General features: G+C 69.6%; 23 protein-coding genes. 22 read left to right on the forward strand and 1 reads right to left on the reverse strand.

What is annotated here, in order from left to right:
- Positions 1-15 precede the first annotated feature (15 nt).
- The 10 genes from ruvX to nusB all read left to right on the forward strand — a co-directional run bounded on the left by ruvX (position 16) and on the right by nusB (position 9,832).
- Complete coding sequence (gene ruvX, locus OG504_RS42530; protein WP_033282278.1) at positions 16-480, forward strand: Holliday junction resolvase RuvX; 465 nt, start codon at positions 16-18, stop codon at positions 478-480.
- Between the two features lie 122 nt (positions 481-602).
- Positions 603-2,342: an endolytic transglycosylase MltG gene (gene mltG, locus OG504_RS42535; protein ID WP_405994544.1), complete on the forward strand. Its 1,740-nt coding sequence runs from the start codon at positions 603-605 to the stop codon at positions 2,340-2,342.
- Positions 2,323-3,162 carry a shikimate dehydrogenase gene (locus tag OG504_RS42540; RefSeq protein WP_405994545.1) on the forward strand — a complete coding sequence of 280 codons (840 nt, stop codon included), beginning with the start codon at positions 2,323-2,325 and terminating at the stop codon, positions 3,160-3,162. Before mltG ends, OG504_RS42540 begins: the two co-directional genes overlap by 20 nt.
- A gap of 553 nt (positions 3,163-3,715) precedes the next feature.
- Complete coding sequence (gene aroC, locus OG504_RS42545; protein WP_405994546.1) at positions 3,716-4,900, forward strand: chorismate synthase; 1,185 nt, start codon at positions 3,716-3,718, stop codon at positions 4,898-4,900.
- Complete coding sequence (locus OG504_RS42550; RefSeq protein WP_405994547.1) at positions 4,897-5,415, forward strand: shikimate kinase; 519 nt, start codon at positions 4,897-4,899, stop codon at positions 5,413-5,415. Before aroC ends, OG504_RS42550 begins: the two co-directional genes overlap by 4 nt.
- Positions 5,412-6,503 (forward strand): 3-dehydroquinate synthase, encoded by a 1,092-nt coding sequence (aroB, locus tag OG504_RS42555; protein ID WP_405994548.1) that lies wholly within the window; start codon positions 5,412-5,414, stop codon positions 6,501-6,503. Before OG504_RS42550 ends, aroB begins: the two co-directional genes overlap by 4 nt.
- A gap of 164 nt (positions 6,504-6,667) precedes the next feature.
- Positions 6,668-7,507 carry a Pro-rich N-terminal domain-containing protein gene (locus OG504_RS42560; RefSeq protein WP_405994549.1) on the forward strand — a complete coding sequence of 280 codons (840 nt, stop codon included), beginning with the start codon at positions 6,668-6,670 and terminating at the stop codon, positions 7,505-7,507.
- A 153-nt stretch (positions 7,508-7,660) separates the two neighbouring features.
- On the forward strand, positions 7,661-8,767 hold the full coding sequence (locus OG504_RS42565) for an aminopeptidase P family protein (RefSeq protein ID WP_405994550.1): 1,107 nt from the start codon (positions 7,661-7,663) through the stop codon (positions 8,765-8,767).
- 61 nt (positions 8,768-8,828) lie between these two features.
- Positions 8,829-9,395, forward strand: a complete 567-nt coding sequence (gene efp, locus OG504_RS42570) for an elongation factor P (RefSeq protein ID WP_019059745.1) — start codon at positions 8,829-8,831, stop codon at positions 9,393-9,395.
- A 2-nt stretch (positions 9,396-9,397) separates the two neighbouring features.
- Entirely contained in the window at positions 9,398-9,832 is a 435-nt protein-coding gene (gene nusB / locus OG504_RS42575) for a transcription antitermination factor NusB (protein ID WP_043683949.1), read from the forward strand.
- A 210-nt stretch (positions 9,833-10,042) separates the two neighbouring features.
- Here nusB and bldD read toward each other — a convergent pair whose 3' ends face one another.
- Positions 10,043-10,543 (reverse strand): transcriptional regulator BldD, encoded by a 501-nt coding sequence (gene bldD / locus OG504_RS42580; RefSeq protein WP_019059743.1) that lies wholly within the window; start codon positions 10,541-10,543, stop codon positions 10,043-10,045.
- A gap of 252 nt (positions 10,544-10,795) precedes the next feature.
- Here bldD and pyrR point away from each other — a divergent pair, with 252 nt between their 5' ends.
- From pyrR to coaBC, 12 genes are all read left to right on the forward strand, one after another.
- Positions 10,796-11,359, forward strand: a complete 564-nt coding sequence (gene pyrR, locus OG504_RS42585; RefSeq protein WP_266870135.1) for a bifunctional pyr operon transcriptional regulator/uracil phosphoribosyltransferase PyrR — start codon at positions 10,796-10,798, stop codon at positions 11,357-11,359.
- Between the two features lie 117 nt (positions 11,360-11,476).
- Positions 11,477-12,454 (forward strand): aspartate carbamoyltransferase catalytic subunit, encoded by a 978-nt coding sequence (locus OG504_RS42590; RefSeq protein ID WP_365614242.1) that lies wholly within the window; start codon positions 11,477-11,479, stop codon positions 12,452-12,454.
- 5 nt (positions 12,455-12,459) lie between these two features.
- Positions 12,460-13,746, forward strand: a complete 1,287-nt coding sequence (locus OG504_RS42595; RefSeq protein WP_405994551.1) for a dihydroorotase — start codon at positions 12,460-12,462, stop codon at positions 13,744-13,746.
- Positions 13,743-14,336: a hypothetical protein gene (locus tag OG504_RS42600; protein WP_405994552.1), complete on the forward strand. Its 594-nt coding sequence runs from the start codon at positions 13,743-13,745 to the stop codon at positions 14,334-14,336. The genes OG504_RS42595 and OG504_RS42600 overlap by 4 nt, the downstream gene beginning before the upstream one ends.
- Positions 14,333-15,475, forward strand: a complete 1,143-nt coding sequence (carA, locus tag OG504_RS42605; protein ID WP_405994553.1) for a glutamine-hydrolyzing carbamoyl-phosphate synthase small subunit — start codon at positions 14,333-14,335, stop codon at positions 15,473-15,475. The genes OG504_RS42600 and carA overlap by 4 nt, the downstream gene beginning before the upstream one ends.
- Positions 15,468-18,776, forward strand: coding sequence for a carbamoyl-phosphate synthase large subunit (carB, locus tag OG504_RS42610; protein WP_405994554.1), 3,309 nt, complete (start codon positions 15,468-15,470; stop codon positions 18,774-18,776). The genes carA and carB overlap by 8 nt, the downstream gene beginning before the upstream one ends.
- A gap of 54 nt (positions 18,777-18,830) precedes the next feature.
- On the forward strand, positions 18,831-19,940 hold the full coding sequence (locus OG504_RS42615; protein WP_405994555.1) for a quinone-dependent dihydroorotate dehydrogenase: 1,110 nt from the start codon (positions 18,831-18,833) through the stop codon (positions 19,938-19,940).
- Entirely contained in the window at positions 19,937-20,782 is an 846-nt protein-coding gene (pyrF, locus tag OG504_RS42620) for an orotidine-5'-phosphate decarboxylase (RefSeq protein ID WP_405994556.1), read from the forward strand. Before OG504_RS42615 ends, pyrF begins: the two co-directional genes overlap by 4 nt.
- Positions 20,783-21,071: 289 nt before the next feature.
- On the forward strand, positions 21,072-21,395 hold the full coding sequence (locus OG504_RS42625; RefSeq protein WP_019059734.1) for an integration host factor: 324 nt from the start codon (positions 21,072-21,074) through the stop codon (positions 21,393-21,395).
- Between the two features lie 59 nt (positions 21,396-21,454).
- A complete protein-coding gene (gene gmk, locus OG504_RS42630) occupies positions 21,455-22,048 on the forward strand; it encodes a guanylate kinase (protein ID WP_405994557.1) in 594 nt (197 codons plus the stop codon).
- A gap of 40 nt (positions 22,049-22,088) precedes the next feature.
- The gene (gene rpoZ / locus OG504_RS42635; protein ID WP_019059732.1) at positions 22,089-22,361 is read left to right on the forward strand and encodes a DNA-directed RNA polymerase subunit omega; all 273 of its coding nucleotides are present in this window, start codon (positions 22,089-22,091) and stop codon (positions 22,359-22,361) included.
- Between the two features lie 123 nt (positions 22,362-22,484).
- On the forward strand, positions 22,485-23,687 hold the full coding sequence (gene coaBC / locus OG504_RS42640; RefSeq protein ID WP_405994558.1) for a bifunctional phosphopantothenoylcysteine decarboxylase/phosphopantothenate--cysteine ligase CoaBC: 1,203 nt from the start codon (positions 22,485-22,487) through the stop codon (positions 23,685-23,687).
- The last annotated feature ends 87 nt before the right edge of the window (positions 23,688-23,774 follow it).

Genomic DNA, 23,774 nt, shown 5'->3' on the forward strand with positions numbered 1-23,774 from the left:
GAAACGGCCGCGAACATGCGAAGAGGACGTCGACTCGCGATCGACGTCGGGGACGCCCGGATCGGGGTCGCCTCGTGCGACCCCGACGGGATCCTCGCGACTCCCGTCGAGACGGTCCCCGGCCGCGACATCCCGGCGGCGCACCGCCGGCTGAAGCAGCTCGCCGAGGAGTACGAACCGATCGAAGTCGTCGTCGGCCTCCCGCGCTCCCTCAAGGGGGGCGAGGGACCGGCCGCGGTGAAGGTCCGGGCCTTCGCCCAGGAACTCGCGAAGGGCATCGCCCCGGTACCGGTCAGACTGTTGGACGAACGGATGACCACGGTGACGGCCAGTCAGGGACTGCGCGCCTCCGGGGTGAAGTCCAAGAAGGGCCGGTCGGTCATCGACCAGGCGGCCGCGGTCATCATCCTCCAGCAGGCGCTGGAATCCGAACGGGTGTCAGGTAAACCACCCGGCGAGGGCGTCGAAGTGGTCATCTGATCGCGATACGGTAACGTTCCGCGCGATGCGATGGTGTTCGAACAGCCATGGCACAGCAAGAGGCGGGACGGGAGCCGGAGCCGCAAGCGCCGCGACCGCCGCCTCGCGGCTCTAGGGGATCGATGACTGAGTATGGCCGGGGCCCAGGCTCCGAACCGTGGCATCCGGAGGACCCGTTGTTCGGGGACGTCGGATGGGAAGGACAGCAGGCCCAGCAGGGGCAGCAGTCCTCCTACGGCGGCCAGCCGCAGCACTACCCGGAACAGCCGCAGCAGCCGCAGCAGTACGGCGACTGGGGCCATGGCCAGCAGGCCGACTACGGTCAGGCGCAGCAGCAGTACCCGGTCTACGACGAACAGGGCAACCCGCACTACCCCGGCCAGCAGCAGTGGGCGGACCATCAGCAGTACGCCGATCAGAGCCATCAGCAGTACGCCGCTCAGCAGCAGCAATATCAGCAGGGCGGCTGGGACGGTACCGGCGCGCCCGCGCAGGTCCCGTACGCCGCGGACCCCGGCGACCCGTACGCGCAGCAGGCCGCCGCCTATGGCGAACAACAGCCCGATTTCTACGGCACGCCCGACGCGTTCCCACCGCCCGAGCCGCCCGGCAAGCGACGCACCGAGCCGGAGCCGGAGCAGACGGACTGGGACCCGGGACCCGATCAGGGCGAACATGCGTTCTTCGCGGGTGGCGGCGACGACGATGACGAGGCCGACGACGAGCCGGACGGGCGCCGACGGGGCAAAGGCGGCAAAGGCAAGGACAAAGGCGGCAAGGAGAGGAAGCGCCGCAACGGCTGCGCCTGCCTTGTGGTCGTCATGGTGTTCGGCGGCGGCCTGGCCACGGTCGGCTACTTCGGCTACCAGTTCTACCAGAACCGTTTCGGCTCGGCGCCGGACTACGCGGGCGACGGCACCGGTTCGGTGAGCGTCACCATCCCCAAGGGGGCGGGTGGCTACACCATCGGGCAGGAGCTGAAGAAACAGGGCGTCGTAAAGAGCGTCGATGCCTTCGTGGCCGCTCAGTCGCAGAATCCCGACGGCAAGAAGATCCAGGCTGGCGTCTTTCTCCTCAAGAAGGAAATGTCCGCCGCGAGCGCCGTAAAGCTCATGCTCGACCCGAAGAGCCAGGACAACCTGATCATCCCCACGGGCTGGCGCAACTCCAAGATCTACGCGGAGATCGACAAGAAACTCCAGGTTTCCGACGGCACCACCAAGGCCATCGCCAAGAAGGATTACAAGTCCTTCGGGCTGCCCAGCTGGGCGAACAGCAACAAGGACATCAAGGACCCGTTGGAGGGCTTCCTCTACCCCGGCACGTACGGCGCCGCAAAGGGCATGAAACCCGAAACGGTCCTCAAGCAGATGGTCGCCCAGGCCAGCGACAAATACGGCGCGATCGACCTTGAAGCGAAGGCCAAGGCGCTCAACCTGGAAGACCCGCTGCAGGTCATCACGGTCGCGAGCCTCGTCCAGGCCGAGGGCAAGACGCACGACGACTTCCGCAAGATGGCCGAAGTGGTCTACAACCGTCTCAAGACCACGAACACCGAGACGAACCGGTACCTGCAATTCGACTCGACCTTCAATTACCTGAAGGGCCAGAGCAACATCCACATCAGCGAGTCCGAGATCAACAGCAACAAGGACCCGTACAACACCTACACCCAAAAGGGCCTCCCGCCCGGTCCCATCGACAACCCCGGTGACGAGGCTCTGGCAGCGGCACTGAATCCGACCCACGACGGCTGGATCTACTTCGTGGCGACCGACGGCGAGAACAAGACCGAATTCGCCAAGACGTACGCCGAATTCCAGGCACTCAAGGAAAAGTTCAATGCCACCTCGGGCAACTGACGCCCGCCGTGCCGCCGTGCTCGGTTCCCCCATCGCCCACTCCCTCTCCCCGGTGCTGCATCGCGCGGCATACGGGGAGCTGGGGCTGGACAACTGGTCCTACGACCGCTTCGACGTGGACGAGGCAGCCCTGCCGGGCTTCTTCAAGGACCTCGGCCCGGAGTGGGCGGGCCTGTCGCTGACGATGCCGCTGAAGCGCGCCGTGATACCGCTGCTGGACGAGATCAGCGAGACAGCGGCGTCGGTGGACGCGGTGAACACAGTCGTCGTCACGGAGGACGGCCGACGCGTCGGCGACAACACCGACATCCCAGGCATGGTCGCCGCCCTCCGTGAACACGGCATCGAACAGGTCGACTCCGCCGCCATCCTCGGCGCCGGCGCCACCGCCTCCTCCGCCCTCGCCGCCCTCGCCCGGATCTGCACGGGCGAGGTCGTCGCGTACGTCCGCAGCGAGGCGCGCGCGGCGGAGATGCGGCAGTGGGGGAAGCGGCTGGACGTAGAGGTACGCACGGCGGACTGGGCGGACGCGGCGGAGGGGCTGCGTGCACCCCTGGTCTTCGCCACGACGCCGGCCGGCACGACCGACGCCCTTTCCTCCGCGGTACCGGAACGCCCCGCCACGCTTTTCGACGTCCTGTACGACCCCTGGCCCACGGATCTCGCGGCCCGCTGGTCCGGCTACGGGGGCGCGGTGGTGAGCGGACTCGATCTGCTGGTGCATCAGGCGGTACTCCAGGTGGAACAGATGACGGGGTGTCGGCCGGCGCCGGTGGACGTGATGCGGAGGGCGGGGGAGAGGGCGTTGGCGGAGCGGTGAGGTGGGGTTGGCCGACGGCGGGGTAAGCACCGCGGTCGACTGATTGCCGGTCCTGGGGCGGTGGAGACACGGTGGACTGGACTGCATCGGCGAGGCGTCGCCTTGGGCCTGGCGGAGCGGGCCAGGAGACAGAGCCCGACTGCTGACCGGGGTTGGGCGGGGCGGTCGAGAAGACGTCGGCAGACCGCTGGGCCGGACCCGACAGGGCAGGCAAGTGGCCGCCGGCCGGCTCCTGACCTCGGCCCTCGCCCCGCCACGGCTCTCAAGGAGCCGTCGCCCAACCCCTCACCCGGCCCCCGCAACGCGACCGAGCGCGAGTCGGTCGGCCCCTGACCTCGGCTGGCCTCAGCCCGGAACAGCAGGGCGAGAAGGCCCAAGTCCGTCGTCGTCCCTTGCCCCGCCCCGTCCGCCCCCTGGACCGTAGGCCGGGTCCGCGCCCCGGACGTGGGAGGATCGGGGGCGGCGGGCCAGGGCCGCGCACCCGGTCGCGCCGTCGGCGTATGCGAGGACGCGCGTACGCAGCAGTACCAGGGCGCGAGCATGAGGAGCACCGTTGAGCAGGTTGCGCTGGCTGACCGCGGGGGAGTCCCACGGTCCCGCACTCGTGGCGACGCTGGAGGGTCTTCCCGCCGGCGTGCCGATCACCACGGACATGGTGGCGGACCACCTGGCCCGGCGCCGGCTCGGCTATGGACGCGGTGCTCGCATGAAGTTCGAGCGCGACGAGGTCACCTTCCTCGGCGGTGTCCGGCACGGCCTGACCCTCGGTTCGCCGGTGGCCATCATGGTGGGCAACACCGAGTGGCCCAAGTGGGAGCAGGTCATGGCGGCCGACCCGGTCGACCCCGAGATTCTGGCGGGGCTCGCCCGCAATGCGCCGCTTACCCGGCCGCGGCCCGGGCACGCCGACCTCGCCGGTATGCAGAAGTACGGTTTCGACGAGGCCCGGCCGATCCTGGAGCGTGCCTCCGCGCGGGAGACGGCGGCCCGTGTCGCGCTGGGCGCGGTGGCCCGGTCGTACATCAAGGAGACGGCCGGGATCGAGATCGTCTCGCACGTCGTCGAGTTGGCCTCCGCAAAGGCCCCGCGGGGTGTCCTGCCTACGCCCGCCGATGTCGAGAAGCTGGACACCGACCCGGTGCGCTGCCTGGACGCGGACGCGTCGAAGGCGATGGTGGCCGAGATCGACCAGGCCCACAAGGACGGCGACACGCTCGGTGGGGTCGTCGAGATCCTCGCCTACGGCGTTCCCGTGGGCCTCGGTTCGCATGTGCACTGGGACCGCAAGCTGGACGCCCGTCTCGCCGGTGCCCTCATGGGTATCCAGGCGATCAAGGGTGTCGAGATCGGTGACGGTTTTGAACTGGCCCGGGTGCCCGGCTCGCAGGCGCACGACGAGATCGTGAACACCGATGAGGGTATTCGTCGGGTCTCCGGTCGTTCCGGTGGTACCGAGGGCGGGCTGAGCACCGGCGAACTGCTGCGCGTCCGCGCCGCGATGAAGCCCATCGCGACCGTGCCGCGTGCCCTGCAGACCGTCGACGTGGCCACCGGTGAGGCCACGCAGGCCCACCACCAGCGCTCCGACGTCTCCGCGGTTCCCGCCGCCGGCATTGTCGCCGAGGCGATGGTGGCGCTGGTCCTCGCGGACGCCGTCGCGGAGAAGTTCGGCGGCGACTCGGTGCCCGAGACCCGCCGTAACGTCCGCTCGTACCTCGAGAACCTGGCCATCCGGTGACCGCGACCCCGCTCGTCGTCCTGGTCGGTCCCATGGGCGTCGGCAAGTCCACCGTCGGGCAGCAGCTCGCCGAGCGGCTCGGCGTCGGCTACCGGGACACCGACGACGACATCGTGGCCACCGAGGGCCGCACCATCGCCGAGATCTTCGTCGACGAGGGCGAGCCCGTCTTCCGCGCGATCGAGAAGCGCGCCGTGCACCAGGCACTCGCCGGGCACGACGGCGTCCTCGCGCTCGGCGGCGGCTCGATCCTCGACGAGGACACGCGCGCGCTGCTCGCCGGACACCGGGTCGTCTACCTCTCCATGGACGTGGACGAAGCGGTCAAGCGCACCGGCCTCAACGCGGCCCGCCCGCTGCTCGCGATCAACCCGCGCAAGCAGTGGCGCGAACTGATGGAAGCCAGGCGGCACTTGTACGCCGAGGTCGCGCAGGCAGTCGTACCCACGGACGGCCGCACCCCCGAGGACGTCACCCAAGCCGTCCTGGACGCACTGGAGTTGAAGGAAGCATGAGCGAGTCAGTGACGCGGATCCAGGTCGGCGGCACGGCGGGCAGCGACCCGTACGAGGTCCTGGTGGGCCGTCAACTCCTGGGCGAACTGGGCGGGTTGGTCGGCGACCGGGCCAAGCGGGTCGCCATCATCCACCCCGAGGCGCTCGACGAGACGGGTGAGGCGCTGCGCGCCGACCTGGCCGGGCAGGGCTTCGAGGCCGTGGCCATCCAGGTGCCGAACGCGGAGGAGGCCAAGACCGCCGAGGTCGCCGCCTACTGCTGGAAGGCCCTGGGCCAGTCCGGCTTCACCCGCTCCGACGTCATCGTCGGCGTCGGCGGCGGCTCCACCACCGACCTGGCCGGCTTCGTCGCCGCGACCTGGCTGCGCGGGGTCCGCTGGATCGCCGTACCGACGACCGTGCTCGCCATGGTCGACGCGGCCGTCGGCGGCAAGACCGGCATCAACACCGCCGAGGGCAAGAACCTGGTCGGCTCCTTCCACCCGCCGGCCGGTGTGCTCTGCGACCTCGCCGCGCTGGACTCCCTCCCGGTCAACGACTACGTCTCAGGGCTCGCCGAGATCATCAAGGCAGGCTTCATCGCCGACCCGGTGATCCTCGAACTCATCGAGTCCGACCCGGAGTCCGCCCGCACCCCGGCGGGCCCGCACACCGCCGAGCTGATCGAGCGCTCCATCAAGGTCAAGGCCGAGGTCGTCTCGGCCGACCTCAAGGAGTCGGGCCTGCGCGAGATCCTCAACTACGGCCACACCCTCGCCCACGCCATCGAGAAGAACGAGCGCTACAAGTGGCGCCACGGCGCGGCGGTGGCCGTAGGAATGCACTTCGCGGCCGAACTCGGCCGTCTCGCGGGCCGGTTGGACGACGCGACGGCGGACCGGCACCGCACGGTCCTCGAGTCGGTCGGGCTGCCGCTCAGCTACCGCTACGACCAGTGGCCCAAGCTGCTGGAGACCATGAAGGTCGACAAGAAGTCCCGCGGCGACCTCCTCCGCTTCATCGTCCTCGACGGCCTCGCCAAGCCGACGGTGCTCGAAGGCCCCGACCCGGCCGTCCTGCTCGCCGCGTACGGCGAAGTGGGCGAGTAAGTACCGCCAAGCACCTTCCGCCCGAATTGCCTTGCGCGGACGGGCACTTCGGGCCCTCGCCGGCCGTTCACCAAATGGCGGCCGGGGAAGGTACCGTTCGGTAGGGAGCGGGGGTTCGGGCCCGCTGCCAGCGCCAATCGCCGTACGAGATGGAGTGGCACCGGATGCAGCACGCAGTGGGGTCTCCGCTGCCGCCGCCCCACCAGCCGGGGCAGGGACCGACCACCGGTTGGTCCCCGGCCGGACAACACTCGGGTCCGCCGCCCCATCCGGGCCCGGCACCCGTGCCGCCCCCGCCACCGGCCCCGGGCTTCGCGCCCACCCCGCCGCTGCCGCACGCGGTACCGCGCCGCGCACCGGACACCACCGGCCACGTCCAGCTCCCGCCGGGCGGCCCGGTCCCCATGCCCAGCACGCCACCGGCGCAGGCCGCGGCCGACCCGACCTCCACGACCCTCGCGGTGCTGCTCATCGGCCCCGCCGGCGCGGGCAAGACGAGCGTCGCGAAGTACTGGGCGGACCACCGCCGGGTCCCCACGGCCCACATCAGCCTCGACGACGTACGCGAATGGGTCCGCTCCGGCTTCGCGGACCCCCAGTCCGGCTGGAACGACCACTCCGAGGCCCAGTACCGCCTGGCCCGCCGCACCTGCGGCTTCGCCGCCCGCAACTTCCTCGCCAACGGCATCTCCTGCATCCTCGACGACGCGGTCTTCCCCGACCGCCCGGTCGTGGGCCTCGGCGGCTGGAAACGACACGTGGGCCCCGGCCTCCTCCCCGTCGTCCTCCTCCCCGGCCTGGAAATCGTCCTGGAACGCAACGCCGAACGCTCCGGCAACCGCCGCCTCACCGACGAGGAGGTCGCCCGCATCCACGGCCGCATGGCCGGCTGGTACGGCTCGGGCCTCCCGATCATCGACAACTCCCAGATGGACGTCCAGCAAACGGCCCAGGTCCTGAACGACGTCCTGGCCCGCTCGATAGCAAGCCCCCCGAACTGGTAATCACAGGGGAGCTGTCCCACCCAAGGGGCGCGGGGAACTGCGCGACAAGCCCCCACCGGCGCGCGCCCGGCGAACAACCCAAGGCCCACCCCCGTCCCCCGAACGGCACTCTCCCAACCAGCACAATCCAGCCACCGCTCCTACGCTCATCTCATGTCAGAGGTCTACGCAGCCCGCCGAGCAAGGCTGAGGGAACGAGCCCAAGCCGTCGGCAGCCAGTCCGCCTTGGTCACCCGCCCCGCCAACGTCCGCTACCTGGCCGGTCCAGCCCCGCAGGGCACCGTTCTGCTGCTCGGTAGGCGCGACGACACACTGGTCTGCGTGAGCCCGCTGGAGGAACGCCCCCCTGAGGGACGCCCCGACGAGGCACTGCGCATCCACACGCTCCCCGGTGCTGATGGCGACCCCGCCGTCGCCGCCGCCGACCTCGCGGCAGCGCACGGTGCCGAATCCATGGCCGTAGAGGAACACCACCTCACGGTGTCCCGCCACCGAGCCCTCCGCTCGGTCGCTCCCACGCTCCGCCTCACCGACATCGGCGGCGCGGTCGAGCAACTCCGGGTCGTCAAGGACGAGGAGGAGATCTCCTGTCTGAGAATCGCCGCCGAGATCGCCGACCAAGCCCTCGGAGAGCTGCTGGAGTCGATCCTCGTCGGCCGCACCGAACGCCACCTCGCCCTCGAACTGGAGCGACGGCTCGTCGACCACGGCGCGGACGGCCCGGCCTTCGCGACCTCCGTCGCCACCGGCCCGCACTCGGGCAGACGCGGCCACCGGCCGACCGACCGCCGGGTCGAGGAGGGAGATTTCCTTTCCGTCTGCCTCGGTGCCACCTATCGCGGGTACCGGTGTGAGATCGGCCGTACGTTCGTCATCGGGACCTCTCCCGCCGACTGGCAGATCGAGCTGTACGACCTCGTCTTCGCCGCCCAGAGGGCTGCGCGGGAGTCCCTGACCCCCGGTGCCGCGTACCGTGATGTGGACCGCGCGGCCCGCCAGGTGCTGGACTCCGCGGGGTACTCGGAGGGCCTCGCAGCCCTCACCGGCCACGGTGTCGGGCTCGAAATCGACGAGGAGCCGCAGCTGGCCCCCGCGGCCATGGGTAAACTGGACGCTTGCGTGCCGGTCACCGTCGAACCGGGGGTTCACCTCCCGGGCCGGGGCGGTGTCCGGATCGATGACACGCTCGTCGTACGCCCTGAGGCGGACGGCGGACCCGAGCTACTCACCATCACGACCAAGGAGCTGCTCGCGCTCTAGCTTTTCCGAGCTGTGCGCGTGTCCCGTGGTCGTCCACGTCAGTCCAGGAGATTCCGCAACCGTGGCTTCCACGAACGACCTCAAGAACGGCCTGGTGCTCAAGCTCGACGGGGGCCAGCTCTGGTCCGTCGTCGAGTTCCAGCACGTCAAGCCCGGCAAGGGCCCTGCCTTCGTGCGCACCAAGCTCAAGAACGTGCTCTCCGGCAAGGTCGTCGACAAGACGTTCAACGCCGGCGTCAAGGTCGAGACGGCCACTGTCGACAAGCGCGACATGCAGTTCTCGTACATGGACGGCGAGTACTTCGTCTTCATGGACATGGAGACCTACGACCAGCTCATGGTCGACCGCAAGGCCGTCGGCGACGCCGCCAACTTCCTGATCGAGGGCTTCACCGCCACGGTCGCGCAGCACGAGGGCGAGGTGCTCTTCGTCGAGCTGCCGGCCGCCGTCGAGCTCGTCATCCAGGAGACCGAGCCCGGCGTCCAGGGCGACCGCTCCACCGGTGGCACCAAGCCCGCCACCCTGGAGACCGGTTACCAGATCCAGGTCCCGCTCTTCATCACCACCGGTGAGAAGATCAAGGTCGACACCCGTTCCAGCGACTACCTCGGCCGGGTGAACAGCTAACCGTGGCTGCCCGCAATACGGCCCGCAAGCGCGCCTTCCAGATCCTCTTCGAGGGCGACCAGCGCGGAGTCGGCGTCACCACGGTCCTCGCGGACTGGATCCGGCTCTCCCGGGACGACACCCGGCAGCCCCCGGTCAGCGAGTACACGATGGAGCTGGTCGAGGGGTACGCGCAGCACGCGCGCCGCATCGACGAGCTGATCGCGCAGTACTCCGTCGGCTGGACGCTCGACCGCATGCCCGTGGTGGACCGCAACATCCTGCGCCTCGGCGCCTACGAGCTGATCTGGGCCGACGAGACGCCGGACGCCGTCGTCCTCGACGAGATGGTGCAGCTGGCGAAGGAGTTCTCCACGGACGAGTCGCCCTCGTTCGTGAACGGCCTGCTGGGCCGTTTCAAGGACCTGAAGCCCTCGCTGCGCCGCGACGAGGCGTAGGCAGGACACGAGTACGCGAGCGAAACGCCGGAGGGCCCGCAGCACGACCGCTGCGGGCCCTCCGGCGTTCCCGTGGGGATGAGGGCGCTCCCCGTACGCAGGAGGCTCGTGAGGCCCGCAGAAAGCCGCCGGGGTGGCCGGAACAGTGAAGTTCCGGCCACCCCGGCGGCACGTTTCTGCTGAGACGGGAAGCGGCTCGGCGGGAGCTGCTCAGTTCTCCTCGTGGGAGACCGCGCGACGCGCGTCCGCGTCCAGCACGCCCCAGCTGATGAGCTGCTCGGTGAGGACCGAGGGCGACTGGTCGTAGATGACGGCGAGTGTGCGCAGGTCGTCCTGGCGGATCGAGAGCACCTTGCCGTTGTAGTCACCGCGCTGGGACTGGATCGTCGCCGCGTAGCGCTGCAGCGGGCCGGCCTTCTCGGCGGGCACGTGGGCCAGCCGCTCCAGGTCCAGGACCAGCTTCGGCGGCGGCTCGGCGGCCCCGCCCGGCGTGGTGCCCGGCAGCAGCTCCTGCACCGGAACCCCGTAGAAGTCAGCCAACTCGGCGAGGCGCTGCACGGTGACGGCACGGTCGCCGCGCTCGTACGACCCGACCACGACCGCCTTCCAGCGTCCCTGTGACTTCTCCTCGACACCGTGGAGGGAAAGGCCCTGCTGGGTGCGGATGGCCCGGAGCTTGGCCCCGAGCTGTTTGGCGTATTCGCTGGACATATAGCTCCCGGACACTGTGTCGACGCGGCTGCAGTGTTTCCGCGCCGCGCGGCTGGTAACTCACTGTGAGGTTACGCAGCGTTACGCTTCCGCGTCAAGCCGAATGGTCCGCACCGGCTCTTCCGTGCTGGCGGTGTCCGATTACGCCATAGGGGTGATCTGGGGTGTCGCCCCGGCCTGCTACCGTGGATGGCGCAAATCCGACGTCCTTTAAGGTCCGTCCCGTGAGGCGGAGAAGGAGGTCCGTTTCTTATGGACACCCAGCAGTACGAGTCCGATGCCCGGCCGGTTCTCGAAGCCCCCGACATCGCGCGGGTCCTGACCCGCATCGCCCACGAGATCGTCGAGCGCGCCAAGGGCGCCGACGACGTGGTGCTCCTCGGCATCCCGACCCGGGGTGTGTTCCTCGCCCAGCGGCTCGCCGCCAAGCTCGAGGAGATCACCGACCGCAAGATCCCGGTCGGCTCCCTCGACATCACCATGTACCGCGACGACCTGCGCATGCACCCGCCGCGAGCGCTGGCCCGCACCGACATCCCCGGTGACGGCATCGACGGCCGCCTGGTCGTCCTCGTCGACGACGTGCTCTTCTCCGGCCGCACCATCCGCGCCGCCCTCGACGCCCTGAACGACATCGGGCGCCCCCGCGCGGTGCAGCTCGCGGTCCTGGTCGACAGGGGCCACCGCGAACTGCCCATCCGCGCCGACTACGTCGGCAAGAACCTCCCCACGTCGCTGCGGGAGACGGTCAAGGTCCAGCTCGCCGAGGAGGACGGTCGCGACACCGTGCTGCTCGGTGTGAAGCAGACCCCGTAGCGGACGGACGCCGTGCCCCTGTGGCACGCCGCGCCCCCGCATGCCCGGCCGTGCCTTCTGGGGGACATCCCCCAGACCCCCGGATCCCGACCTGAACTGCCTTACGGAGCCTGACAGATGCAGCGTCATCTCATCTCGGCCGCCGACCTCACCCGCGACGACGCCGTCCTGATCCTCGACACCGCCGAGGAGATGGCCAGGGTCGCCGACCGGCCGATCAAGAAACTGCCGACCCTGCGCGGCCGTACCGTCGTGAACCTCTTCTTCGAGGACTCCACGCGTACGCGTATCTCCTTCGAGGCCGCCGAGAAGCGCCTCTCCGCCGACGTCATCAACTTCACCGCCAAGGGGTCGAGCGTCTCCAAGGGCGAGTCCCTGAAGGACACCGCGCAGACCCTGGAGGCCATGGGCGTCGACGCGGTCGTCATCCGGCACGGTGCCTCCGGAGCGCCGTACCGGCTCGCCACCTCCGGGTGGATCGACGCGGCCGTCATCAACGCCGGTGACGGCACACACCAGCACCCGACGCAGGCGCTGCTCGACGCGTTCACCATGCGGCGCCGGCTCGTCGGCCGGGACGCCGGGCTCGGGCAGGACCTGGACGGCAAGCGGATCACGCTCGTCGGCGACATCCTGCACAGCCGGGTGGCCCGCTCGAACGTCGACCTGCTGCACACCCTGGGCGCCGAGGTAACCCTCGTCGCCCCGCCGACCCTGGTGCCGGTCGGCGTCGAGGCCTGGCCCTGCGAGGTGTCGTACGACCTCGACAGCACGCTCTCCAAGTCCGACGCGGTGATGCTGCTGCGCGTGCAGCGCGAGCGCATGAACGCGGCGTTCTTCCCGACCGAGCGCGAGTACTCGCGGCGCTACGGCCTCGACGGCGACCGCATGGCGAAGATGCCCGAGCACGCCATCGTGATGCACCCGGGGCCGATGGTCCGGGGCATGGAGATCACCGCCGAGGTCGCCGACTCGGACCGCTGCACCGTCGTCGAGCAGGTCGCAAACGGAGTGTCCATCCGGATGGCCGTGCTCTATCTGCTTCTGGGCGGCAACGAACCCGCCGTCAGCCACGCCCGTATCGAGGAGAAGTAAGTCACATGAGCAAGATCCTGATCCGTGGTGCGAAGGTGCTCGGCGGCGAGCCGCAGGACGTGCTGATCGACGGGGAGTCGATCACTGAGGTGGGCGTCGGCCTGAGCGCCGAGGGCGCCGAGGTCGTCGAGGCCGACGGCAAGGTGCTGCTGCCTGGCCTCGTCGACCTGCACACCCACCTGCGCGAGCCCGGCCGTGAGGACTCCGAGACCGTCCTGACCGGTACCCGCGCGGCCGCCGGCGGTGGCTACACGGCGGTGTTCGCCATGGCCAACACCTTCCCCGTCGCCGACACCGCCGGCGTCGTCGAGCAGGTCTACCGGCTCGGCCAGGAGCACGGCTACTGCGATGTGCAGCCCATCGGCGCCGTCACCGTCGGCCTGGAGGGCAAGAAGCTCGCCGAGCTGGGCGCGATGCACGAGTCGGCCGCCGGGGTCACCGTCTTCTCCGACGACGGCAAGTGCGTCGACGACGCGGTGATCATGCGCCGGGCGCTGGAGTACGTGAAGGCCTTCGGCGGAGTCGTCGCCCAGCACGCCCAGGAGCCGCGGCTCACCGAGGGCGCCCAGATGAACGAGGGCGTCGTCTCGGCCGAACTGGGGCTCGGGGGCTGGCCGGCGGTGGCCGAAGAATCGATCATCGCCCGGGACGTCCTCCTCGCCGAGCACGTCGGCTCCCGCGTCCACATCTGCCACCTGTCGACCGCCGGGTCCGTCGAGATCGTCCGCTGGGCCAAGTCCCGGGGCATCGACGTGACCGCCGAGGTCACCCCGCATCACCTCCTCCTCACGGATGAGCTGGTGCGCTCCTACAACCCCGTCTTCAAGGTCAACCCGCCGCTGCGCACCGAGCGCGACGTACTGGCCCTGCGCGAGGCGCTCGCCGACGGCACGATCGACATCGTCGCCACCGACCACGCGCCGCACCCGCACGAGGACAAGGACTGCGAGTGGGCCGCCGCCGCCATGGGGATGGTCGGCCTGGAGACGGCGTTGTCAGTGGTGCAGGAGACCATGGTGGACACCGGGCTCCTCACCTGGACCGGGGTCGCCGAGCGCATGTCCGTCAAGCCCGCCGAGATCGGCCGGGCCACCGGACACGGGCGTCCCGTCTCGGCTGGTGAGCCCGCCAACCTCACGCTCGTCGACACGGAATACCGTGGGTCGGTGGACCCCGCGGGCTTCGCTTCGCGCAGTCGCAACACCCCGTACGAGGGGCGTGAGCTGCCGGGCCGTGTGACGCACACCTGGCTCCGGGGCAAGGCCACGCTCGTCGACGGGAAGCTCACGTGACACCTCTGGAACTGACCCACCTCGCGGCCGGGGAGAAGTCCGCCCCGGTGACCGACTGGGCCGCCCGTATCGGCTGGCTCGTCGGCCTCGCCCTGTTCATCGCGCTCGTCTACTGGCTGATGCGCGAGGGCTGGAAGTGGCGCGGCACGCTCCAGGGAGACCTGCCCGAGCTGCCCACGTCGCCGGAAGAGGTGGGCGAGGCGAAACTGGCTGTGTTGTCGATGAGTGGCCGCTACCACGGCTCCACCACCGCCGGGCAGTGGCTCGACCGCATCGTGGCGCACGGCCTGGGCACCCGCAGCCGGGTCGAGCTGACCCTGACGGAGGCCGGCCTGGATGTCGTACGACCGGGAGCCACCGACTTCTTCATCCCGGTCGGCGCGTTGCGCGAGGCCCTGCTCGGCAAGGGCATCGCCGGGAAGGTCCTCAGCGAGGGCGGTCTGCTGGTCGTGACGTGGGCGCACGGGGACCGGCTGATCGACTCCGGGTTCCGCTCCGACCACGCGGCCGAGCACACGGAGTGGGTCACCACCCTGAACGGCATGATCAACAAGAGTCTCGAGACGACCGACACGGAAGGCGCACGATGACCACCTCCACCAGGGGAGCCGCCAAGGTTCCCGCCGTACTCGTCCTGGAGGACGGCCGGATCTTCCGCGGCCGTGCCTACGGGTCCGTGGGGGTGACCTTCGGCGAGGCCGTGTTCTCCACCGGCATGACCGGCTACCAGGAGACCCTGACCGACCCGTCGTACCACCGCCAGGTCGTCGTCATGACCGCCCCGCACATCGGCAACACGGGTGTGAACGACGAGGACCCCGAGTCGGCCCGCATCTGGGTCGCCGGTTACGTGGTGCGCGACCCCGCGCGCGTGCCGTCCAACTGGCGCTCCCGCCGCTCCCTGGACGAGGAGCTGCGCAACCAGGGCGTCGTCGGGATCTCCGGCATCGACACGCGCGCGTTGACCCGCCATCTGCGCGAGCGCGGCGCCATGCGCGTGGGCATCTTCTCCGGCCCGGCACTGCCCGACGACGACACCATGCTCGCCGAGGTGCGCGAGGCCCCCGAGATGACGGGCGCCGACCTCTCCGCCGAGGTCGCCACCAAGGAGGCGTACGTCGTCCCCGCGATCGGCGAGAAGAAGTTCACCGTCGCCGCCGTCGACCTCGGCATCAAGGGCATGACCCCGCACCGCATGGCCGAGCGCGGCATCGAGGTGCACGTGCTCCCGGCCACCGCGACCGTCGAGGACGTCTACGCCGTACAGCCCGACGGAGTGTTCTTCTCCAACGGACCCGGCGACCCCGCCACCGCCGACCACCCGGTCGCCGTCATGCGGGCCGTCCTGGAGCGCGGCACCCCGCTCTTCGGCATCTGCTTCGGCAACCAGATCCTCGGCCGCGCGCTCGGCTTCGGCACGTACAAGCTGAAGTACGGCCACCGGGGCATCAACCAGCCCGTGCAGGACCGTACGACGGGCAAGGTCGAGGTCACCGCGCACAACCACGGCTTCGCCGTCGACGCGCCCCTCGACAAGGTCTCCGACACGCCGTACGGCCGCGCAGAGGTCTCGCACGTCTGCCTGAACGACCAGGTCGTCGAGGGGCTGCGGCTGCTCGACCGGCCGGCGTTCAGCGTCCAGTACCACCCCGAGGCGGCGGCCGGCCCGCACGACGCCGCCTACCTGTTCGACCGCTTCACGTCTTTGATGGAGGGCCAGCGTGCCTAAGCGCACCGATATCCAGTCCGTCCTGGTCATCGGCTCCGGCCCGATCGTCATCGGCCAGGCCGCCGAGTTCGACTACTCCGGCACCCAGGCCTGCCGCATCCTGCGCGCCGAGGGCATCCGCGTCATCCTGGTCAACTCGAACCCGGCGACGATCATGACCGACCCGGAGATCGCCGACGCCACCTACGTCGAGCCGATCACCCCGGACTTCGTCGAGAAGATCATCGCCAAGGAGCGCCCGGACGCCCTGCTGCCCACCCTGGGCGGTCAGACGGCGCTCAACACCGCCATCTCGCTGCACGAGGCGGGCACCCTGGAGAAGTACGGCGTCGAGCTGATCGGCGCCAACGTCGAGGCCATCAACAAGGGCGAGGACCGCGACCTCTTCAAGGGCGTCGTCGAGGCCGTCCGTCAGAAGATCGGCTACGGCGAGTCCGCCCGCTCGGTGATCTGCCACTCCATGGACGACGTGATCGCCGGTGTCGACACGCTCGGCGGCTACCCGGTCGTCGTCCGGCCCTCCTTCACCATGGGCGGCGCCGGTTCCGGCTTCGCGCACGACGAGGAGGAGCTGCGCCGCATCGCCGGCCAGGGCCTCACCCTGTCTCCGACCACCGAGGTCCTCCTGGAGGAGTCCATCCTCGGCTGGAAGGAGTACGAGCTGGAGCTGATGCGCGACAAGAACGACAACGTGGTTGTCGTCTGCTCCATCGAGAACTTCGACCCCATGGGCGTGCACACCGGCGACTCGATCACCGTCGCCCCGGCGATGACGCTGACCGACCGCGAGTACCAGGTGCTGCGCGACGTCGGCATCGCGATCATCCGCGAGGTCGGCGTCGACACCGGCGGCTGCAACATCCAGTTCGCGATCGACCCGGTCGACGGCCGTGTCATCGTCATCGAGATGAACCCGCGCGTGTCGCGTTCCTCGGCGCTGGCCTCCAAGGCGACCGGCTTCCCGATCGCCAAGATCGCCGCCAAGCTGGCCGTCGGCTACACGCTCGACGAGATCCCGAACGACATCACGCGCGAGACCCCGGCCTCCTTCGAGCCGACCCTCGACTACGTCGTCGTGAAGGCCCCGCGTTTCGCCTTCGAGAAGTTCCCGTCGGCGGACTCGACCCTGACGACCACCATGAAGTCGGTCGGCGAGGCGATGGCCATCGGCCGTAACTTCACCGAGGCCTTCCAGAAGGCGCTGCGCTCCCTGGAGAAGAAGGGCAGCCAGTTCACCTTCGTCGGCGAGCCCGGCGACAAGATCCAGCTCCTCGAAGAGGCCGTACGGCCCACCGACGGCCGGATCAACACCGTCATGCAGGCCATCCGCGCGGGCGCCACCCAGGAGGAGATCTTCGAGTACACGAAGATCGACCCCTGGTTCGTCGACCAGCTCTTCCTCATCAAGGAGATCGCGGACGAGCTGGCCGCCGCAGACAAGCTCGACCCGGAGCTGCTCGCCGAGGCCAAGCGGCACGGCTTCTCCGACCAGCAGATCGGCGAGATCCGCAGCCTGCGCGAGGACGTCGTCCGCGAGGTCCGGCACGCGCTCGGCATCCGCCCGGTCTACAAGACGGTCGACACCTGTGCCGCCGAGTTCGCCGCGAAGACCCCGTACTTCTACTCGTCCTACGACGAGGAGAACGAGGTCGCCCCACGCGAGAAGCCCGCGGTCATCATCCTGGGGTCGGGCCCCAACCGCATCGGCCAGGGCATCGAGTTCGACTACTCCTGCGTCCACGCCTCCTTCGCGCTCAGCGACGCCGGCTACGAGACCGTGATGGTCAACTGCAACCCCGAGACCGTCTCCACGGACTACGACACCTCCGACCGCCTGTACTTCGAGCCGCTCACGCTCGAAGACGTGCTGGAGATCGTCCACGCCGAGCAGCAGGCGGGCCCCGTCGCGGGCGTCATCGTGCAGCTCGGCGGCCAGACTCCGCTGGGTCTGGCGCAGGCGCTGAAGGACAACGGCGTCCCGGTCGTCGGCACGTCCCCGGAGGCGATCCACGCCGCCGAGGACCGCGGCGCCTTCGGCCAGGTCCTCGCCGAGGCGGGCCTCCCGGCCCCCAAGCACGGCACCGCGACCACCTTCGTGGGCGCCAAGGCCATCGCCGACGAGATCGGCTACCCGGTCCTCGTCCGCCCGTCGTACGTCCTCGGCGGACGCGGCATGGAGATCGTCTACGACGAGACCCGCCTGGAGTCGTACATCGCCGAGTCCACCGAGATCAGCCCCTCCCGGCCGGTCCTGGTCGACCGCTTCCTCGACGACGCCATCGAGATCGACGTCGACGCCCTCTACGACGGCCACGAGCTGTACCTCGGCGGAGTCATGGAGCACATCGAGGAGGCCGGCATCCACTCCGGCGACTCGGCCTGCGCCCTGCCGCCGATCACCCTGGGCGGCTTCGACATCAAGCGCCTGCGGACCTCAACCGAAGCCATCGCCAAGGGTGTCGGCGTGCGCGGACTGATCAACATCCAGTTCGCGATGGCCGGCGACATCCTCTACGTCCTGGAGGCCAACCCGCGCGCGTCCCGTACGGTCCCCTTCACCTCGAAGGCGACCGCGGTGCCGCTCGCGAAGGCCGCCGCCCGGATCTCGCTCGGCGCGACCGTCGCCGAGCTGCGCGCCGAGGGGCTGCTCCCGGCCCACGGCGACGGCGGCGAACTCCCGCTCGACGCGCCGATCTCCGTCAAGGAGGCCGTCATGCCGTGGTCGCGCTTCCGCGACATCCATGGGCGTGGCGTCGACACGGTCCTCGGCCCGGAGATGCGCTCCACCGGCGAAGTCATGGGCATCGACTCCGTCTTCGGCACGGCGTACGCCAAGTCCCAGGCGGGCGCCTACGGTCCGCTGCCCACGAAGGGCCGCGCGTTCATCTCGGTCGCCAACCGCGACAAGCGCTCGATGATCTTCCCGGCGCGTGAACTGGTCGCCCACGGCTTCGAGTTGCTCGCCACGTCCGGTACCGCCGAGGTCCTCCGGCGCAACGGCCTCAACGCGACGGTCGTCCGCAAGCAGTCCGAGGGCGTCGGCCCGAACGGTGAGAAGACCATCGTCCAGCTCATCCACGACGGCGAGGTCGACCTCATCGTCAACACCCCGTACGGCACCGGCGGTCGCCTCGACGGCTACGAGATCCGTACGGCGGCCGTGGCCCGGTCCGTGCCCTGCCTCACGACGGTCCAGGCGCTCGCCGCCGCCGTCCAGGGCATCGACGCCCTCAACCACGGTGACGTGGGCGTGCGTTCGCTCCAGGAACACGCGGAACACCTGACCGCGGCCCGCGACTAGCAGCCCTGAGGGGGACACCGGAAACGGTGTCCCCCTTCTTGTGAGGACACTGAGATGTACAAGCTTTTCTTCCGTCTGGTCTTCAAACGGATGGACCCGGAGCAGGCCCACCACCTCGCCTTCCGCTGGATCCGGCTCGCGGTCCGCATCCCCGTGCTGCGCACGTTCGTCGCGGCCGCCCTCGCGCCCCGGTACGAGGAGCTGCGGACGGAGGCCTTCGGGCTGCGCATGCACGGCCCGTTCGGGCTCGCCGCCGGCTTCGACAAGAACGCGGTCGCGATCGACGGCATGTCGATGCTCGGCTTCGACCACGTCGAGATCGGCACCGTCACGGGGGAGCCGCAGCCCGGCAACCCGAAGAAGCGGCTGTTCCGCCTTGTGCCGGACCGGGCGCTCATCAACCGCATGGGCTTCAACAACGAGGGCTCCGCGGCCGTGGCGGCCCGCCTGGAGGCTCGTGAGGCGGTCTTCAGGACCGTCGTCGGCGTCAACATCGGCAAGACCAAGGTCGTACCCGAGGAGGAGGCCGTCGGCGACTACGTGAAGTCGACCGAGCGGCTCGCCCGGCACGCCGACTATCTCGTCGTCAACGTGTCGTCACCCAACACGCCCGGGCTGCGCAACCTTCAGGCGACCGAGGCGCTGCGCCCGCTGCTGAGCGCCGTCCGCGAAGCCGCCGACCGCACGGTGACCGACCGCCGCGTCCCGCTCCTCGTGAAGATCGCCCCGGACCTCGCCGACGAGGACGTGGATGCCGTCGCCGACCTGGCCGTGGAGCTGGGCCTGGACGGCATCATCGCGACCAACACGACCATCGCGCGCGAGGGCCTCGGTTTGAAATCCGGACCCGAGCTCGTCAAGGAGACCGGCGGACTGTCGGGAGCGCCCCTGAAGTCCCGCTCCCTGGAGGTACTGCGCCGCCTCTACGCGCGCGTGGGCGATCGCATCACCCTCGTGGGTGTCGGGGGCATCGAGAACGCCGAGGACACCTGGCAGCGCATCCTCGCCGGTGCCACGCTCGTGCAGGGCTACAGCGCTTTCATCTACGAAGGGCCCTTCTGGGGCCGCGCCATCCACAAGGGCCTCGCCGCGCGCCTGCGCACGAGCCCGTACGCCACCCTCGCCGACGCGGTCGGCGCCGACGTAAGGAAGCAGCCGGTATGAGCCCCCTCGAACCCTTCGGTGCACGTCTCCGCTCGGCCATGGACGAACGCGGCCCGCTCTGCGTCGGCATCGACCCGCACGCCTCGCTGCTCACCGAGTGGGGCCTGAACGACGACGTCGCCGGCCTTGAGCGGTTCAGCCGCACGGTCGTCGAGGCACTCGCCGACCGGGTCGCCGTCCTCAAGCCGCAGAGCGCCTTCTTCGAGCGCTTCGGCTCGCGCGGTATCGCCGTCCTGGAGAAGTCCGTCGAGGAGGCGCGGGCAGCCGGTGCGCTCGTCGTGATGGACGCCAAGCGCGGCGACATCGGCTCGACCATGGCCGCGTACGCCGAGTCCTTCCTCCGGAAGGACGCCCCGCTCTTCTCCGACGCGCTGACGGTCTCGCCGTATCTCGGCTACGGCTCGCTCGCTCCGGCGATCGAACTGGCACGGGAGAGCGGCGCCGGGCTCTTCGTGCTGGCGCTGACCTCCAACCCGGAGGGCGGCGAGGTGCAGCACGCGGTCCGCGAGGACGGCCGGAACATCGGAGCGACCATGCTGGCCCACCTGGCCGCCGAGAACGCGGGGGAGGAGCCGCTGGGCTCCTTCGGGGCCGTCGTCGGCGCCACCCTGGGCGACCTGTCGTCGTACGACCTCGCGGTCAACGGTCCGATCCTCGCGCCCGGCATCGGGGCGCAGGGGGCCACTCCGGCCGATCTTCCCGGGGTCTTCGGAGCGGTGCTGCGCAATGTCGTCCCGAACGTGAGCCGAGGTGTTCTACGTCACGGTCCCGACGTCGGAGCGCTCCGAGCGGCCTCGGAACGCTTCGCGGAGGACATCCGCGTCGCCTTTGCCACCGTCTGAGGTGTTCGAACGGGTCGATCGAGTCCTCCGATGAGTGGCTCGACGAGCGACTCCGGAGCGACTTGAGTCTGAATACATCCTCAAATCAGGGGCATTATGCCGGAAATGTCCGGCCTGGCGCAGGCTGACCAGGACTTTTCCTCTGTTCTCGCTGACTCTGGCGTCCCTGGCCGCTAGTCTCCGAGCAGAGTCAACGGGCAAGCGTGTTGCTCGTAGCTCCCCAGGTGTGGGGCGACTAGGTTCCTCACCGGTCCGTATCCGACAGTTCGACATCCGAGGTGACGTAGGCGTGGCTCTTCCGCCCCTTACCCCTGAACAGCGCGCAGCCGCGCTCGAAAAGGCCGCCGCGGCTCGCCGGGAGCGGGCCGAGGTCAAGAATCGACTCAAGCACTCCGGCGCCTCCCTGCATGACGTCATCAAGCAGGGCCAGGAGAACGACGTCATCGGCAAGATGAAGGTCTCCGCCCTGCTTGAGTCCCTGCCCGGCGTGGGCAAGGTCCGCGCCAAGCAGATCATGGAGCGACTCGGTATCTCCGAGAGCCGCCGTGTCCGTGGCCTTGGTTCCAACCAGATCGCCTCCCTGGAGCGTGAGTTCGGCAGCACTGGTTCCTGAGTCCGGGTACTCCGGACCGGGAGTCCCGGGCACACCGGGATTGCTGGAATAATCGCTGCATGGCTGCAACATTCCGGGGGACGACCCCCGAGCCCCCGGACGTACGTCCGCGGCTGACCGTGCTCTCCGGCCCCTCTGGGGTCGGCAAGAGCACGGTCGTCGCCCATATGCGCAAGGAACACCCCGAGGTGTGGCTCTCGGTGTCGGCGACGACCCGTAGGCCACGCCCCGGCGAGAAGCACGGCGTCCACTACTTCTTCGTCTCCGACGAGGAGATGGACAAGCTGATCGCCAACGGCGAGCTGCTGGAGTGGGCCGAATTCGCGGGCAACCGCTACGGCACACCCCGCACGGCCGTGCTCGAGCACCTGGAGTCCGGCGTACCGGTCCTCCTGGAGATCGATCTCCAGGGTGCCCGGCAGGTTCGCGACTCCATGGCCGAGGCGCACTCGGTGTTCCTGGCTCCTCCCTCCTGGGAGGAGCTGGTGCGCCGGCTCACCGGACGGGGCACCGAGCCGCCCGAGGTGATCGAGCGCCGCCTGGACGCGGCCAAGATCGAGCTCGCGGCGGAGCCCGAGTTCGACGCGACCCTGGTCAACACCTCCGTCGAGGACGTAGCGCGCGAGCTGCTAGCCTTGATGGAAGTTGTGTGATCGTTTTTCCGATCTCATCCCATCTTTCGGAAGGCAGAGCGTGTCCTCTTCCATCACCGCTCCCGAGGGCATCATCAACCCTCCGATCGACGAGCTCCTCGAGGCCACCGACTCGAAGTACAGCCTCGTGATCTACGCCGCCAAGCGTGCCCGTCAGATCAACGCGTACTACTCGCAGCTGGGCGAGGGCCTCCTCGAGTACGTCGGTCCGCTCGTCGACACCCACGTCCACGAGAAGCCGCTCTCCATCGCCCTGCGCGAGATCAACGCGGGTCTGCTGACGTCCGAGGCCGTCGAGGGCCCCGCGACCTGAGCCGCAGCAGCTTTATCCACAGGCCCGGCAGCGACTGTCGGGCCTGTGGTGTGTCATGGAGTCGTACGAGTCGCACGCGAGTCGCATGAGTCGCACGCACGTTTCCGAGCTCGGGGAGAGACGGTGGACAAGCCCAAGGTCGTTCTGGGGGTCAGCGGTGGCATCGCCGCGTACAAGGCCTGTGAGCTGCTGCGCAGACTGACGGAGTCGGGCCATGACGTCCGCGTCGTCCCCACCGCGTCCGCCCTGCACTTCGTCGGCGCGGCCACGTGGTCCGCGCTCTCCGGGCACCCCGTCTCGACCGAGGTCTGGGACGACGTCCACGAGGTCCCGCACGTGCGCATCGGACAGAGCGCCGACCTGGTGATCGTGGCACCGGCGACGACGGACATGCTGGCGAAGGCGGCCCACGGCCTGGCCGACGACCTCCTCACCAACACCCTTCTCACCGCCCGCTGCCCGGTCGTCTTCGCGCCCGCCATGCACACGGAGATGTGGGAACACCCGGCCACCCAGGAGAACGTGGCGACGCTGCGCCGCCGCGGCGCCGTCGTGATCGAGCCCGCCGTCGGCCGGCTGACCGGCGTCGACACCGGCAAGGGCCGCCTGCCCGATCCCACCGAGATCTTCGAGGTCTGCCGCAGGGTGCTCGCGCGGGGCGTCACCGAGCCCGACCTCAAGGGCCGGCACGTCGTCGTCAGCGCCGGCGGCACCCGCGAGCCCCTCGACCCGGTCCGTTTCCTCGGCAACCGCTCCTCCGGCAAGCAGGGTTACGCCCTCGCGCGCACCGCCGCCGCCCGGGGCGCCCGGGTCACCCTGATCGCCGCGAACGCGGGACTGCCAGACCCGGCGGGCGTGGACGTCGTCCCGGTCGGGACCGCCGTACAGCTGCGGGAGGCGGTACTGAAGGCCGCCGCGGACGCCGATGCGGTCGTCATGGCCGCGGCGGTCGCGGACTTCCGTCCTGCCGAGTACGCGGCGGGGAAGATCAAGAAGAAGGACGACAAGGAACCCGACCCCATCGTCCTGGTGCGGAATCCGGACATCCTCGCGGAGATCTCCGCCGACCGGGCCCGCCCCGGACAGGTGGTCGTCGGGTTCGCCGCCGAGACGGACGACGTCCTCGCCAACGGCCGCACCAAACTGGCCCGCAAGGGATGCGATCTGCTGGTGGTGAACGAGGTGGGAGAGCGCAAGACGTTCGGTTCCGAGGAGAACGAGGCGATGGTGCTGGGTGCCGACGGCAGCGAGACGGCCGTTCCCTACGGACCGAAGGAAGCCCTGGCCGAGACCGTGTGGGACCTGGTCGTACACCGTCTCGCCTGATTTGTTTCAGCCATCTGTCAGTCGTCTGTCAGTTCGCCGAAACCTGACATTGGTGCGTGGCGGCTCTGGCCAACGGCACCCGGCATT

Source organism: Streptomyces sp. NBC_00986, assembly GCF_045162565.1.
Classification (GTDB): Bacteria; Actinomycetota; Actinomycetes; order Streptomycetales; family Streptomycetaceae; genus Streptomyces.